Genomic DNA, 13934 nt, shown 5'->3' on the forward strand with positions numbered 1-13934 from the left:
GCGCGTGACGGTAACAGCGCCGAAGCACGAGCCAGGCAGGATTCGGACATTGGCCCGGACCGTCGCAGGTGACGCAGTTCGGTGCACGTGATGCACGTCTGAACCAGCTCGAACCGCGTCAGATGCACCGAAGTGCGTCAGCTGATGTCGGGCGGCCGGGTCAGACCTCCCGCAGGCTCCGCTCGAGTTCGCCGACGTCCGTCGTCGGCGCGTCGCAGACGAATCCCCGGCAGACGTAGGCAGTGGCACGGCCGCCTGTGGCCGGGCGGTCGGCGAGCAGCGGAACGCCCTCGGCATCCGTACGGCCCACCACTCGCACGAGGCCAGGGCTCGTCGCCTGCCAGGCGCCGGTGGCCATGGCGTCAGTGTCGGGCGAATTGCCGTCGCTGACGATCGCCACCTGAACCGGCCCCGCCGCGAGCGCCTCGGCTGCAGCGAGCGCCCACCCGGCGAACCGGGGCGCCTGACGCGCGACGGCACCCAACTGCCCGAGACACACCTCCGCGAACTCGCGGTAGGCCGCCTCTCCCGTGAGCGCGAACGCCATGACCGCCGCGTTCGCCAGGGCCGACGCGCCGCACGGCTCGGCGTTGTCGCCTGTCGAACGGGGCCGGGTGAAGAGCTGTTCGGCGTCCGAGCCCGTGTCGTAGACGACGCCGTCCGTGACGAAGAGGTCGCGCGAGGCATCGAACAGCTCCGTGGCGTGCCTGAGGTAGCACGCTTCCCCGGTGGCCTGGTGGAGCACGAGTAGGCCCTCGGCGAGGTTGCCGTAGTCGTCGGCACAGCCGAGCGCCTCGCTCACCCCACCGCCGAGCGAGGTGCGGCGCAGCCGACCGTCCACGACGTGTGCTTCGAGCACGACGTCGGCCGCGGTGCGCGCCGCGTCGAGCCAGCGCGGCTCGTCGAGAATCATGGCCGCCTCCGCGAGAGCTGCAAGCGCGAGTCCGTTCCAGGAGGTGACGACCTTGTCGTCGCGGGCCGGCTGAGGCCGCCGGTCGCGCGCGGCGAGCAACCGCGAACGAACGTCGTGCCACCACGCGTCGGGGTCGCCCACCTCGTCCGGGGCGAACACGTCTCCGGGGTCTTGGCGCAGCTGCAGCGTCGAACTGCCGTGCTCGAACGTGCCGTGCGGCGTCACCTCGAGCAGACGCGCAGCGCGGGCACCGTCCTCGTCGCCGAGTACCTCGACGAGCTGCGCCGGCGTCCACGCGTAGGTGAGTCCTTCGACGCCGTCGGTGTCCGCGTCGAGTGCCGAAGCGAACGCGCCCTCGTCGGTGAGCAACCGACGCAACATGAACTCGGCGGTCTCGACCGTGACGCGACGGGCCAACGCGGAACCCGTGGCGCGCCACAGGTGGGCGTAGACGCGCAACAACTGGGCGTTGTCGTACAGCATTTTCTCGAAGTGCGGCACGACCCACGCGGCGTCGACGCTGTAGCGCGCGAAGCCGCCGTCGAGCTGGTCGTACATTCCGCCGCGAGCCATCGCCTCGCAGGTGCGCTCGGCCATGGCGAGCGCGTCGGCGTCACCCGTCCGGGCGTGGTGCCGCAGGAGGTGTTCGAGCGTCATCGACGGCGGGAACTTGGGGGCTCCCCCGAAGCCGCCGCGAGCGTCGTCGAACTCGCGCCGCAACGCCGTGATCGACGCGGCGAGCGCTTCGTCGTCGAACTCGATAGCGCTGGTGGAGGTCTTCACCGTCATTCCGCTCACGGCGTCGACGATGGCGCGGCCACTCGATTCGGCGCGCTCGCGGTCAGTGCGCCAGACGTCGTCGATGGCGGAGAGCACCTGGAGGAAGTGGTCGCGCGGGAAGTACGTGCCCGCGTACAGCGGTGCAGCGTCGGGCGTGAGGAACACCGTCATGGGCCAGCCGCCGTGGCCGGTGAGCGCCTGCGTGACGTTCATGTACACGGCGTCAATGTCGGGGCGTTCCTCGCGGTCGACCTTGACGGCGACGAAGTTCGCGTTGACGACGGCCGCGACCTCGGGGTCTTCGAACGACTCGTGTGCCATGACGTGGCACCAATGGCAGGCCGCGTACCCGACGGAGAGCAGGATCGGAACGTCGCGCTCACGCGCCTCGGCGAACGCCGCGTCGTCCCACTCGCGCCAGTCGACCGGGTTGTCGGCGTGCTGACGAAGGTACGGGCTCAGGGATGCGGCAAGACGATTGGCCATGCCTCGACGCTAGTGGCCGACACCGACAGGGACAACGGACATCGGATGCTCGTGCAGCATCGACCGATCGCCGACGCGGGTGCGCACGGCGATCGATCTGTTCACGCGCCTGCCCGACGAGGGCCTGGGCGCGCTGGACGGCGGCGGTGTTACGCCGCGCGACTGAGTTCTGTCACGGTGTCGGCTGTGGCATCCACGGCCTCGTCCTCGTCGGGTGAGACGAGCACCGCGTCGAACATCCGCTCCTCCACCGTCGCCAGCACGAAGATCAGGACGAACATCACGATCACCGAGCTCACGACGAGGAGAAGCGACTCTTCCAGGCTCATGCCCTCTACCGTGCCACCTTCGGGCAACGCTTTAAAGGTCAACACCCCGAACACAGGTGAACGTTCTGTAACGCTCCGGCACATACCGATTCGATACATTTTGCGAACGGATCGGTATGTTCCAGGTGTCAGAGACCTGCTGCGGCAGCGTCGCGCTGGACGAGCGACCGAATCGTCTGCTCCTGCTCCGGTGTCTCCCAAGCCATCTCGTCGAGCAGTCGATTCGTCTCCGCGATCACCCGCTTCACACCCGCCGGCGAGACAAGCCCGAGCTCGTGCGCCTTCGCCGCGGCGCCCACGTACGTGTCGACCACCCAGATGTTCTTCGCGGCCAATTTCTCTCGTTCAGCCGGAGCCATCGCGACGACGTCGTGGATGAACACGGCCCGCACGACGTCGCCGTGCGCCTCGACGATGGCCTCACCCACGGCGATGTCACCCTGGCCCGAGTCGCCGATGAAGACGAGGTCGTACTCGGGGTAGAGCTTGGCGTAGTGGTCGATGTTCTCGACCTTCTTGGCCGCCATCGAGTCGTGCGTCGCGAGGTTGAAGATGCTGCCGGTCATGATCGACATGTCGGCCAGCCCGGCCTTCGTCAGCGTCTCGCGGCTGTGACCCTTCATGAGCCCGAGCGCATCCGAGGGTCGCGCCGTGACAAAGGTGAGGTCGCCCCGCGAGATCGGCTCGTCGCGCGGGCCCAGGTCGAGTGCCTCGTAGAACTCGAGCACGCCGGGGATGACGCTGCCCTTCGGGTGGCGGTCCTCGTGGATCTTCGCCAGCGCCGTGTCGTCGATGTCCGACAACGCCTTCGCCTGACGCTCCCCGTCCAGCGACGAGCTCGCCGCGAAGTGGGCGAGGATCTCCTCGCGAATTCCCTCGTCATCGACGTCGGAGAACACGAGGCCCTCGAGGTCGTGGCGGCCCTTCGCGAGGTTGATCGTGTTCTTCAGGTGCGACAGGTCGTTGCCCGCGTGCGAGAGCAGTATGTCGCGGATCGCCGCTTCCATGACCTCGTCCGTGTGGCCCTCCTGCATACCGCGGATGATCGACGCCTGCGCGTGCAGGCCGAGGTCGTCACGACGCTCGTAGGCCAGAAGCTGCACGAGGTCGTCCCGGTGATCGCGGCCGATGAGCCGGTTGTCGACGCTGTCGAACAACTCGACGGTGTCGAGCTTCTCCATGGCCTCGTCGAGCTCGGCGGCGGGCGCGGAGCGCAGGATGTCGAGCACTTCGCGCTCCTCGGAACGGCTCGTCGAACCGTCGATGAGGGCGGTGAGCAGATCGAGGGTGCTGGGCACGGGGTGTCCTCCTGTGGGGCAGGGCTCGTCGGCGAGCGGCGGGTCGCTGCGTTCACCCTAGCGAGAGCCACCATCAACGCAGCCTGCGCGTGGCAGGGTGGGGGCATGAGTGATGTCATCTCCGTCCAGAAGAACGCCGAGACCGGCCGCTTCGAGGGCTTCCTCGACGGCGAGCTCGTCGGCATCGCCGACTACCGCGAGTCCGGCGACGTCGTCGACATGCCGCACACCGTCGTCCCCGAGCAGTTCGCAGGCCGCGGTTTCGCGGGCCAGATCGTCAAGTTCGCGCTCGACGACATCCGCGCCGGCGGCAAGAAGGTGCAGCCCACCTGCCCGTACGTCGACTCGTGGATCAGCAAGCACCCCGAGTACGAGGATCTGCGCGCCTCGTGATCTGCGGAGAACGGCCACCTGCAGCCCTGCGGGTGGCCTCCGTTCCGGCCGACCACCCCTACGTCCGTCACCTCGCGCCACCGCCCGGTGACGAGGCCGATGCCGGTCGCCGTGTCCTGCGCCTCGCCGACCCACCCGTGGTCGGTGAGGACGGCAGTGTGCGCTGGTGGCCGCCGCGGATGCTCCAACCGGGCTGGGTCGCACGAAACGCTACGGACTTCGACGTCCTGCACATCCACTTCGGGTTCGAGTCGTTCACTCCACACGCACTGGCCCGGGTGGTGCGCGAGTTGCGCGAACACGGGAAGGCACTGGTCGTCACCGTGCACGATCTGGTCAATCCGCACATCCCCGACGAGCGCGTTCAACTCGAGCGGCTGGACGTGCTCGTGCCGTCAGCGGACGCCGTGGTGACTCTGACCGAGGGTGCTCGAGACGTCATCGAGAAACGTTGGGGGAGAAAAGCGCACGTCGTCGCGCACCCTCACATCGTCGAGCTGGATGACCTGTCACAAACAGAGGCCGCCCCGTTCGTACCCGCGACGCCCCGTCCGCGCGTGGGTGTGCACCTCAAAAGTTTGCGAGCCAATGTCGATGCTCTCGGAGCGTTGCACGCCCTCGCTCTCGTGAGTGAGTTCGCCGACCCCGTCGTCACCATGCACGCCGTCACGGACGACCTGCGGGATCCCAGTCACGACCCCGAGGTCTCCCGGTTGGCGCACGAGCTGGCCGCCGCAGGGCGCATCGATCTCGTTCTTCACGAGCCGTACGACGACGCTGCCCTCCACGCCCACCTGCGCTCGCTCGACGTCAGCCTCATGCCCTACCGGTGGGGCACCCACTCGGGATGGATCGAGATGTGTCACGACCTCGGCGTACGCGTCGTCGCCCCCGACATCGGCTTCTACCGAGAGCAACACGAGCCCACGCTCTACCCTCTCGGTGCAGACGGCGGGCTCGACCCCCGCACGGTCGCAGACGCCGTCGCCCGCGCTTTGGCGCAGCCCCGACCGCCCGGCGCCGCCGCGCAGCAGCGAAGAGCCCAGCGGCTCGACATCGCTCGCGCTCACGCCGCGATCTACGAGCGCGCCTGCGCCGCAGCGGCACGGCCTGCGTCGGTGAGTTCCAGCGACGCATCGCTCCACACGACGTAGCCGCTCGCAGCGAACTGCGCCGGCCACCCCTCCATCGGCCAGGCCCCCCACCGCTCGCGATACACGCCTGCGTTGCGCACGATGTCGACGAGGTGGTGGACGGGCGGCATCACGCTCGGATGCCATTGATGCACCACGTGGGCTCCCCCGACCCATGCCATTGACACCCCCGCAGTCCGGGCGCGCTGCCCGAAATCCGTGTGTGATCGGCGAGGAAGGGCGCCTCCGGCACCTGGGGGTCGAGCGCCGCCACCTCCGATAGGCGTGGCAGCTCGGGGTAGGTGATCACCTCGTCGGCCAGCGAAGCGGGAGTTCCCGGCGCAGCGTGCAGGACGACGTGATGACCGCGTCGGCGAAAACCCCCGACGAGGGCGGCGGTGAGTGCCTCCCGGCCTCCGGCGAACGGGGCGACCAGCGGGTTGCGGTTCGTCGCGAGGACAGCGATGCGCATCATGAGACCCCCCGTGTGAGGTTCTTCAGGTAGGTCGCGAACCCACCGCTCGCGCGTGCCTCGAGCCGACTCGACGTCACCACCCGGTGCGCGTCGGTCGCACGAACACGCACCCCGGGTGCCGCGCGCAGGCGGCCGACGAGATCGGCGTCCTCGTGCAGGGTCAGAGCGCGGTACCCGCCGACGGCGAGGTAGGCCGAGGCCCGTACCCCCAGGTTCGCACCGTGGACATGGGGGTGGTCCTCGACGAGGTGGTGTCGCTCGAGCCACAGGGCACGATCGTGCAGCGGCAGCGTCGCGTCCGGTTCGACCGTGCCGACGAGCGCGTCCTCACCGGCTCGGGCAGCGCAAAGATGCGTTGAGATCCAGTGGCCGGGCACGAGGGTGTCGGCGTCGGTGGAGGCCAGCCAGAGTGTGTCGGGTTCGTGACCCGCCCCGGCATGAAGTGCGAGCGCTCGCGCGTTCCCAATGGCGCGCGCCAACCCGACACCACCGGCCATGACGGTGATCGATTCGAGTGCGGCACGCCCCGCCTGGTGCCACGCCTGGGTGGCGGCGCGCACGACGGTGTCGCTGCCGTCCGTGCACGAGTCGAGCACGACGATCGCGCGCAGGATGACATCGGCATGTGGGCCGGCAAGCTGGAACGACGCGTGGAGCGCCTCGAGGCAAGCAGGTAAGGCGAGCACCTCGTTGCGAGCCGGGATGACGACGGTGAGGGCGTCCACTCGTGTCATGGGCGACGCCCCTGGGCTTCGAGGTCGACACGTGCGCTCGGGTCGAGTGACATCAGGATCCCCTCGGCGAACGGGCGGGCCGCGACGCCGAGTGCCCTGTCCCGGGTCCGTGCACCGGCCACACCCCGCGCCTCGTGCGGTCCGACGCCCAGTGTCGCGAGGGACTCTGCGGGCTCGCACAGCTCGATGGCGCCCTCGATCTCGACGAGGAACTCCGCCCGTGCCAACAGAGCGTCATCGCCCGAGAAGGTGACACGCGGGTCACGAGCCAGCGGCGTGTGGAGGCGGCGATCGGGGCGCACCTCGACGTCTCCGAGGGCCAACCACGAGAGCAGACAGGCGTGTTGGGCGCTCGACGTCATCTCGCCGACCTGCCAGCGCACGACGGTGCGCGGTTGACGCCACACGCCACCGTGGCCCCGCACCGACGGTTGCGGGATGCGTTCCGCGACGGCCAGTTGTTCGTGCTCCTTGGCCTCTGCGAAACCCTGACGCCCGGCGGCGTCCGGGCCGTCGTGCCACGCCACTGCGTTCGGAACGTGACGCAGCGCAATCCCGGCATTCCAGGCGCGGTACGCGAGATCCCAGTCCTCACCGCCATAGCCGACGAGTGAGGCGTCGAAACCGCCGAGCGCGGTGAATACCGCACGGGGTACAGCGAGCACAGCGCTGATGACGTAACGCCAGTCATCAGGGCCCGCTTCGGCGAGGTCACGGGTGCGCGCGTAACCCTCACGCAGCCATTGCGGTTCCTCGAGGAGCGGAAGGTGGTCGTCCGCGAGCTCACCGGCGGCCAAGGCGGCTACGCCCGCGCGCCCCAAAGCGCTCAGATCGGCGTGCCGACGGCGCCCGACGACGAGGGCGTCGTCCGCGCACGCGGCGACGACGCGTGCACAGAAGTCAGGTTCGGGCCCTCTTCTCGCGCATGTGCGCGTCCTGCATGAGTGTCGGACCGCGATCCCCTGCGCGCAACGAGTTCTGGTCGTCGTAGACGACGCTCCCCTGCTGCGTCGTCATGACATCGTCGTCGCGGACGTCCTGGTGGATCTCGTCTGCGTTGCCTCGGGTCGTGTGCGGGTCAGCCATTCGGACCTCCAACTTCATGGGAGCACTTGCTCGTGGCGGCGCAACCTTAGATCGTGACCTTTTTCATAAGCTATCCCCGACGAAGTGCGACCCACCACGTCCGCAGGGGTGTGCGTGGGCCGATCGCAACCGCCCCACATGTACGAGACCCCCGCCCGAAGGCGAGGGTCTCGTGGTCACCGGAAGCGTCAGTCGTGGTTGCGCGTACGCGTGAGATCGGCCTCCAGGGGCTCGACCTTCTTCGACTTCGTGACGAGCTTGTGGCCCGCCCACACGGCCAGGAAGATCGGCAGGAAGATGTAGCTCTCGAGCAGACCGCCCGGCTCCACGGTTCCCTCGAAGATCAGATCCGAGTTCTGCAGAACGATGACGACGGCGCACATGACGAGCGCCACGATGGGTCCGAGGGGGAACCACTTTGCGCGGAACGGAAGGTCGGCGATGTCGCCGCCCTGGGCCACGTACGCGCGGCGGAACTTCAGGTGACTCCATGCGATGCCGCACCACGTGATAAATCCGGCGAGACCGGAGGCATTGACCAGCCAGGTGTAGGCATCCTCCGACGCGAGGCTGAGGCCGTAGCAGGCCAGCGCCACACCGGCCGTTGCGAGGAGAGCCAGCATCGGCACGTGCCGCTCGTTCGTGCGCAGGAAGATCTTGGGCGCCTTGCCGGACTGCGCGAGCGAGTACAGCATGCGCGTCGACACATAGAGGCCGGACGAGCCGGCGGAAAGGATCGCCGTGAGAATGACGGCGTTCATGACGCTCGCTGCGCCCACGACGCCGGCCTTCTCGAAGATGAGGGTGAACGGGGACGCCGTGATGTCGCCGTCGGCAGACTTCGCGAGCTTCGGGTCGGTGTAGGGCAGGAGGAAGCCGATGACGATGAAGGCGCCGACGTAGAAGAGCAGGATGCGGAAGAAGACCGCTCGGATCGCCTTGGGGATCGTCTTCTCCGGTTCGTCGGCCTCGCCCGCGGCAACACCGATCATCTCGGTGCCCTGGAAGCTGAACCCCGCGATCATGAAAATGCTGATGAGGCCGGTGAAGCCCCCGACGAACGGCGCGTCACCCGTCGTCCAGTTCTTCGTGCCGGGGGCGTCGGTCACGATGCCGAAAATCATGAGCACCCCGACGACGAGGAAGACGAGCACGGTGAGGACCTTGATCGAGGAGAAGAGGAACTCGCTCTCCCCGAATGCCTTGACGCTCACGGCGTTGATCGTGAACAGCACCGCGAAGAAGACCATGGCGACCAACCTCTGGTCGACGTCCGGCCACCAATAACTGACGATGATGCCGGCCGCCGCGATCTCGGCGGCCACCGTCACGGCCCAGTTGATCCAGTAGTTCCATCCCTGCGCGAAGCCGAAGCTGGGGCTGACGAAGCGCGTGCCGTACGCCTCGAAGGAGTTGGCCAGGGGCAGGTACGTCGACATCTCACCGAGGCTCTGCATGAGCAGCCACACCATGAAACCGATGACGGCGTAGGCGACGAGCGCGCCGCCGGGTCCGGCGTCCTTGATCGAGCCGGCGGAGGCGAGGAACAGGCCCGTTCCGATGGCGCCACCGATGGCGATCATGTTGAGGTGGCGCGCCTTGAGGTCGCGGCGCAGGTCGTTGTCGCCGGCCCCGCCGGGCAGGCTCCCTTCGCCTCCTGGCATCGGGGGCGGCGAATCGACGCTCGTGGACATGGTGGCTCCTGTAGACAGTGGAAATCGGCGACCCCGAGGGCGCGCCCATGAGCCCGCGCTCTCGCGAAATCGGCCAAGGGTAACAACCGCGAGTGAAGCAGGTCACTCACCGCCACGGCCGGTGAACACCCGGAACGACGTCGGCCGAGGAATCGGTCGCGCGATCGACCCGAAAAGATGCATCGTCGCTCTATGTGTGTGGCACTTCACACCACTCACGAATTGCGTTGGCATCCTTGGGTCGCTCGCGGGACTCGCTACGAATTTCGCGCCCTCGCAGGCCATTTCGAATGGACAAGACGCAACCCCGCCGGTTTGCTTGACGGTCGCTCAAACGAATAATGCTCGCTATCCCAGCGCCCCGGTTCGGGTTCGTCCGCCGCGTGTGCGCAGGAGGAACGATGTCTGACGTCCGCCAAGCAGCCGGGTCCGTGGGGGACGGACCTCACGGCGCACACCCCGAACTCGAGGTCAACCACGTCACCGTCGTCGAGAAGGGCCCCCTCAAGAAGGCCATCTCCGGCGCCACCATGGGCAACCTCATGGAGTGGTACGACTTCGGCATCTACGGCTACCTCGCCGCCACGATGACGAAGGTGTTCCAGCCGGAGACCACCGACCAGACCACCGGCATGATCATCACGTACGCCGTCTTCGCGGTGAGCTTCCTCGCTCGCCCCTTCGGCGGCATCTTCTTCGGGCCGCTCGGCGACAAGATCGGCCGCCAGAAGACGCTCGCCATCACGATGATCGCGATGTCGCTCGGCACCGGCCTCATCGGGCTCCTGCCGTCCTTCGCCACAGCCGGCTGGTGGGCGTTCGCAGCGCTCATCGTCCTGAAGATGGTCCAGGGCTTCTCCACCGGTGGTGAGTACTCCGGCGCGACGACCTTCGTCGCCGAGTACTCCCCCGACAAGAAGCGCGGCTACCTCGCGAGCTTCCTCGACACCGGCTCCTACCTCGGTTTCGCCATCGGTGCCGCCGTCGTGGCCGCCCTGAGCTTCGGCGTCGGCGACGACGCAATGCTCGACTGGGGTTGGCGTGTGCCGTTCCTGCTCGCTATCCCGTTCGGCCTGCTGGCTCTGTGGTTCCGAATGAAGATCGAGGAGTCCCCGACCTTCGAATCGACGCAGGCGGCCAACGCGGCCGCGGAGAAGCACGACGAGATCGACGAGTCGCAGACGCAGCTCGGCCTCATCGGCATCGTCAAGCACCACTGGCGCCCCCTGCTCATCGCGATGGCCCTGGTCGGCGCCACGAACACGGCGGGTTACTCGCTCACGTCGTACATGCCCGGGTATCTCGAGTCCAACCACGACTACACGACACTCGGCGCCGCGACCGCGACGATCCCGGCCCTCATCGCCTTGTCCCTGGCCGTCCCCTTCGTGGGGAAGCTGTCGGACAGCATCGGCCGCAAGCCGGTCTACTGGATCGCCATCATCTCCACCCTGGTGTTCACCTACCCCGCGTACCTCATGATGGAGAACAAGAGCCTCGTGTGGCTCTCGATGCTCATGCTGGCGTTCTCCGTGACGTTCTACGTCGCCATGTCGGCTTCGACGCTTCCGGCGCTGTTCCCGACGGCATCGCGCTTCGGCGGCATGGCCCTGTCGTACAACATCGCCGTCTCGCTCTTCGGCGGCACCGCCCCGACGATCAGTGAGTCCCTCGTCAAGCTGACGGGCAGCAAGGCGTCGCCGGCGCTCTACACGATGTTCTTCGCCGTCCTCGGCGGCATCGCCCTCATCGGCATGAAGGAATCGGCGCGCAGGCCGCTGCCCGGTTCGATGCCGACGGTCGGTAGCGAGGAGGAGGCCAAGGAGCTCGTCGAGACCCAGCACGACAACCCGGATCTCGACCACGACGAGCTGCCGTTCCACGCGCACGACGTCGCGAAAGCCGAAGCCGATGGCGAGGACCTCGGCGACGGCAAGAGGCTGGCCGGCGTCTGATCGCCCACGCTTCGCCTGACGCGGGACCGCTCACCTGTTCGGTGGGTGGGCCCGCGGCGCGTGTTCAGAGGTTTCGCGTGGCGTTGGGCAGACTCACCTGCGGCTGGGCAGTGCCCGCCTCGGCCCAACCGCACCGAAGTCTGCCCAACGCTCGCTACCCTCGCTCGCGTGACCTCAAAAGAGCACGGCGTACGGGCCGCCTACGACAACGTGGCCGACCTCTACGCCGAGCACTTCCGCGCCACTGAGGCCGAGCAGCCGGTCGACGTGGCCATGATCGAGCACTTCGTCAGTCTGCTCACCAGCGCTGACCGTGCGCGCCCGCGGGTGCTCGACGCAGGCTGCGGAGCTGGCCGGATGCTGCCGCTGCTCGCCCGGTTCGGGGCCGACGTCGAGGGCGTCGACCTGTCACCGGCCATGATTCGTCGAGCGCACCGTGATCACGCGCAGTTCACCACGCGCGTCGGGACGCTGACCGCGCTCCCCCACGACACTGCGTCGTTCGACGGAGCGTTCAGCTGGTACTCGACAATCCACAACCCCGACAGCGACCTGCCGACGATGCTCGCCGAGCTCGCGCGGGTGACGCGCGCCGGCGGGTGCGTCCTCGTCGCCTTCCAGGCGGGCGAGGGCGAACGCGACGCCTCGGGCGCCTACCGAGAACGGGGCCACGACATCGTCCTCACTCGGTACCTGCGTACGCCGGACGACATGTCAGCTGCGCTCGAGGAGGTAGGGCTCGAGGTGATCGCACGGCTCGAGCGTCCGGCAGTCGGCGGCGAGCGCGAGCCTCAGGCTGTCGTCATCGCGCGCCGAACCTGATCACCGGCTCAGCGAGCGTCGGCAGCCTTTTCCTTCTCCTCGACGAGCTTGGCCACGTCGCGGCGCTGGACCTTGCCCATCTGGTTCGTCGGCAGTTCGTCGACGACGACGAAGCGGCGGGGTGCCTTGTACGCGGTGAGGGTCTGCTTGACGTGACTGCGCAGCGCTTTCGTGTCGACATCGCTGTGCCCCTCCGCCAAGACGACGGCCGCGACGACGTCCTCGCCACCACCCGAAGCAGGCATGCCGACGACGGCAACGTCCTCGACCGAATCGTGCTGACGCAGGGCGCCCTCGACCTCGCTCGGGTACACGTTGAATCCGCCGGTGACGATCATTTCCTTGATGCGGTCGACAACGGTGAGGTAGCCGCCCGCGCCCATCTCGACGACGTCGCCGGTGCGGAAGAAGCCGTCGTGGAACGCCTGACGCGTCTCCTCGGCGCGGCCGAAGTAGCCGCCGAACACCTGGGGTCCGCGCACGAGCAGTTCGCCCGGGCCCTCGGCGGGGGCGTCCTTCGTCACGTCCTCGGGGTCGGCGAGGCGGATCTCGACGTCGGGGAACGGCACTCCGATCGAGCCGGCGCGGCGGTCGGCGGAGATCGGGTTGCCGACGACGACGGGGCTCGTCTCCGTCAGGCCGTAGCCCTCGATGAGGTGGCCGCCGGTGGCCTGCTCCCAACGCTCGACGAGGTCGACGGGAAGCGACATCGCACCCGACAGACCGATGCGGATGCCCTTGAGGCTCACCCCGCGCTTCTCGGCCTCCTCGATGATCTTCCCGTACAGCGGCGGAACTCCGGGAGCGAACGTCGGGGTGCGGCGCTTGATGGCTTTGACGATGAGCGGCACCTCCGGCGCCGGCAGCACGAGCAGGCACGCGCCCAGGTTGATGCCGGCGAGCACCGAGATCGTCAGGCCGTAGGCGTGGAACATCGGCAGCACGACGAGGAACGTCTCGCGCCCGTCCTCGAGCTGCGCCCACGCCTTGCCCTGCAGGCAGTTGGCCACGAGGTTCGCGTGCGTGAGCGGCACACCCTTCGGCGTTCCGCTCGTGCCCGAGGTGTAGAGCATGACGGCGGCGTCGTCCTTGCTCGGGCGCGGGTGCCAGATCGGCAGGTCGCCGTACGTGAGCAGGTTCTCCCAGGCCATGACGCCGTCGGGCGCGGGGCCGGTGAGCTTCTCGCGGGAGGCGCGCGCCTTCGCGACCGGCAGGCGCAGCGCAAGGCGCTTCGCGAGCGGCAGCGCCTTCGTCACGTCGACGGAGATGATGGTGTCGATGTCGGTGGTCTGCGCGAGGTCGGTGATCATCGGCGTGATCTTGTCCCACGCGATGACGATGCGCGCGCCGTGATCGGCGAACGGCGCCTTGAGCTCGTCCTGGGTGTAGAGCGGGTTGTGCTGCACGGCGACGGCGCCGATGCGCATGATCGCCTGCGTCGCCACGATGTTCTGGGGGCAGCCGGGAAGGAGCACGGCGACGCGGTCACCGGCTTCGACACCCATCTCGACGAGGGCCGCGGCGACGCGGTGGACGTCACGGGCGAGATCGCCGTACGAGGTCACCTGCCCCATGAAGTCGATGGCGGGGCGGTCGCTGAACTTGCCTGCGGCGCGCTCGAACTGCTCGACGAGCGTCTCGGTGCCGTAGTCGAGGTGCAGCGGCACACCCGGGGCGTAGGAACCCGCCCACACCGATTCGTTCGTCATCGTTCGCCCCTCGCTCTCACGGGGTTCTCACCCCATACGTCAACCCTGCCACGCTACCCGCGTGACGAGCCTCTCAGCGACCCTCCCCGGTGTCGCGCAGATCACCTTCGCGCACCCGCCTCGGGCA

13 protein-coding genes are annotated in these 13934 nt (G+C 68.1%); 4 read left to right on the plus strand and 9 right to left on the minus strand.

Going from position 1 to position 13934, the window contains the following annotated elements; all coding sequences use genetic code 11:
• Nucleotides 1-160: 160 nt before the first annotated feature.
• The 3 genes from IM689_RS01220 to IM689_RS14925 form a co-directional block, all read right to left on the minus strand.
• Nucleotides 161-2179 carry a thioredoxin domain-containing protein gene (locus IM689_RS01220; protein WP_193642548.1) on the minus strand — a complete coding sequence of 673 codons (2019 nt, stop codon included), beginning with the start codon at nucleotides 2177-2179 and terminating at the stop codon, nucleotides 161-163.
• Nucleotides 2180-2328: 149 nt separating this feature from the next.
• The gene (locus IM689_RS01225; protein WP_047310521.1) at nucleotides 2329-2562 is read right to left on the minus strand and encodes a hypothetical protein; all 234 of its coding nucleotides are present in this window, start codon (nucleotides 2560-2562) and stop codon (nucleotides 2329-2331) included.
• 74 nt (nucleotides 2563-2636) lie between these two features.
• On the minus strand, nucleotides 2637-3806 hold the full coding sequence (locus tag IM689_RS14925) for a phosphatase domain-containing protein (protein ID WP_193642549.1): 1170 nt from the start codon (nucleotides 3804-3806) through the stop codon (nucleotides 2637-2639).
• Nucleotides 3807-3911: 105 nt separating this feature from the next.
• On the opposite strand from IM689_RS14925, the gene IM689_RS01235 reads away from it, so the two are divergent.
• Nucleotides 3912-4199 carry a GNAT family N-acetyltransferase gene (locus IM689_RS01235; RefSeq protein ID WP_047310523.1) on the plus strand — a complete coding sequence of 96 codons (288 nt, stop codon included), beginning with the start codon at nucleotides 3912-3914 and terminating at the stop codon, nucleotides 4197-4199.
• Nucleotides 4196-5353: a glycosyltransferase family protein gene (locus IM689_RS01240; protein ID WP_193642550.1), complete on the plus strand. Its 1158-nt coding sequence runs from the start codon at nucleotides 4196-4198 to the stop codon at nucleotides 5351-5353. Before IM689_RS01235 ends, IM689_RS01240 begins: the two co-directional genes overlap by 4 nt.
• Before the next feature lie 109 nt (nucleotides 5354-5462).
• Here IM689_RS01240 and IM689_RS01245 read toward each other — a convergent pair whose 3' ends face one another.
• The 5 genes from IM689_RS01245 to IM689_RS01265 all read right to left on the minus strand — a co-directional run bounded on the left by IM689_RS01245 (nucleotide 5463) and on the right by IM689_RS01265 (nucleotide 9321).
• The gene (locus IM689_RS01245) at nucleotides 5463-5807 is read right to left on the minus strand and encodes a glycosyltransferase family protein (protein ID WP_187036073.1); all 345 of its coding nucleotides are present in this window, start codon (nucleotides 5805-5807) and stop codon (nucleotides 5463-5465) included.
• Nucleotides 5804-6541: a glycosyltransferase gene (locus tag IM689_RS01250; protein WP_225911093.1), complete on the minus strand. Its 738-nt coding sequence runs from the start codon at nucleotides 6539-6541 to the stop codon at nucleotides 5804-5806. The genes IM689_RS01245 and IM689_RS01250 overlap by 4 nt, the downstream gene beginning before the upstream one ends.
• Nucleotides 6538-7338 (minus strand): glycosyltransferase family 2 protein, encoded by an 801-nt coding sequence (locus IM689_RS01255; RefSeq protein ID WP_193642551.1) that lies wholly within the window; start codon nucleotides 7336-7338, stop codon nucleotides 6538-6540. Before IM689_RS01255 ends, IM689_RS01250 begins: the two co-directional genes overlap by 4 nt.
• A gap of 103 nt (nucleotides 7339-7441) precedes the next feature.
• The gene (locus IM689_RS01260) at nucleotides 7442-7627 is read right to left on the minus strand and encodes a catalase (protein WP_227484348.1); all 186 of its coding nucleotides are present in this window, start codon (nucleotides 7625-7627) and stop codon (nucleotides 7442-7444) included.
• A gap of 188 nt (nucleotides 7628-7815) precedes the next feature.
• Nucleotides 7816-9321 (minus strand): amino acid permease, encoded by a 1506-nt coding sequence (locus tag IM689_RS01265; RefSeq protein ID WP_193642553.1) that lies wholly within the window; start codon nucleotides 9319-9321, stop codon nucleotides 7816-7818.
• Nucleotides 9322-9722: 401 nt separating this feature from the next.
• Here IM689_RS01265 and IM689_RS01270 point away from each other — a divergent pair, with 401 nt between their 5' ends.
• On the plus strand, nucleotides 9723-11276 hold the full coding sequence (locus IM689_RS01270; protein ID WP_193642554.1) for an MFS transporter: 1554 nt from the start codon (nucleotides 9723-9725) through the stop codon (nucleotides 11274-11276).
• Between the two features lie 168 nt (nucleotides 11277-11444).
• The gene (locus IM689_RS01275; RefSeq protein WP_319803749.1) at nucleotides 11445-12098 is read left to right on the plus strand and encodes a class I SAM-dependent DNA methyltransferase; all 654 of its coding nucleotides are present in this window, start codon (nucleotides 11445-11447) and stop codon (nucleotides 12096-12098) included.
• A gap of 8 nt (nucleotides 12099-12106) precedes the next feature.
• Here the strand turns inward: IM689_RS01275 and IM689_RS01280 are convergent, their stop codons facing one another.
• Nucleotides 12107-13807: a long-chain-fatty-acid--CoA ligase gene (locus IM689_RS01280; protein ID WP_193642555.1), complete on the minus strand. Its 1701-nt coding sequence runs from the start codon at nucleotides 13805-13807 to the stop codon at nucleotides 12107-12109.
• Nucleotides 13808-13934: the final 127 nt, after the last annotated feature.

It is taken from the genome of Dermacoccus barathri, from assembly GCF_015070805.1.
GTDB classification, from domain to species: domain Bacteria; phylum Actinomycetota; class Actinomycetes; order Actinomycetales; family Dermatophilaceae; genus Dermacoccus; species Dermacoccus abyssi.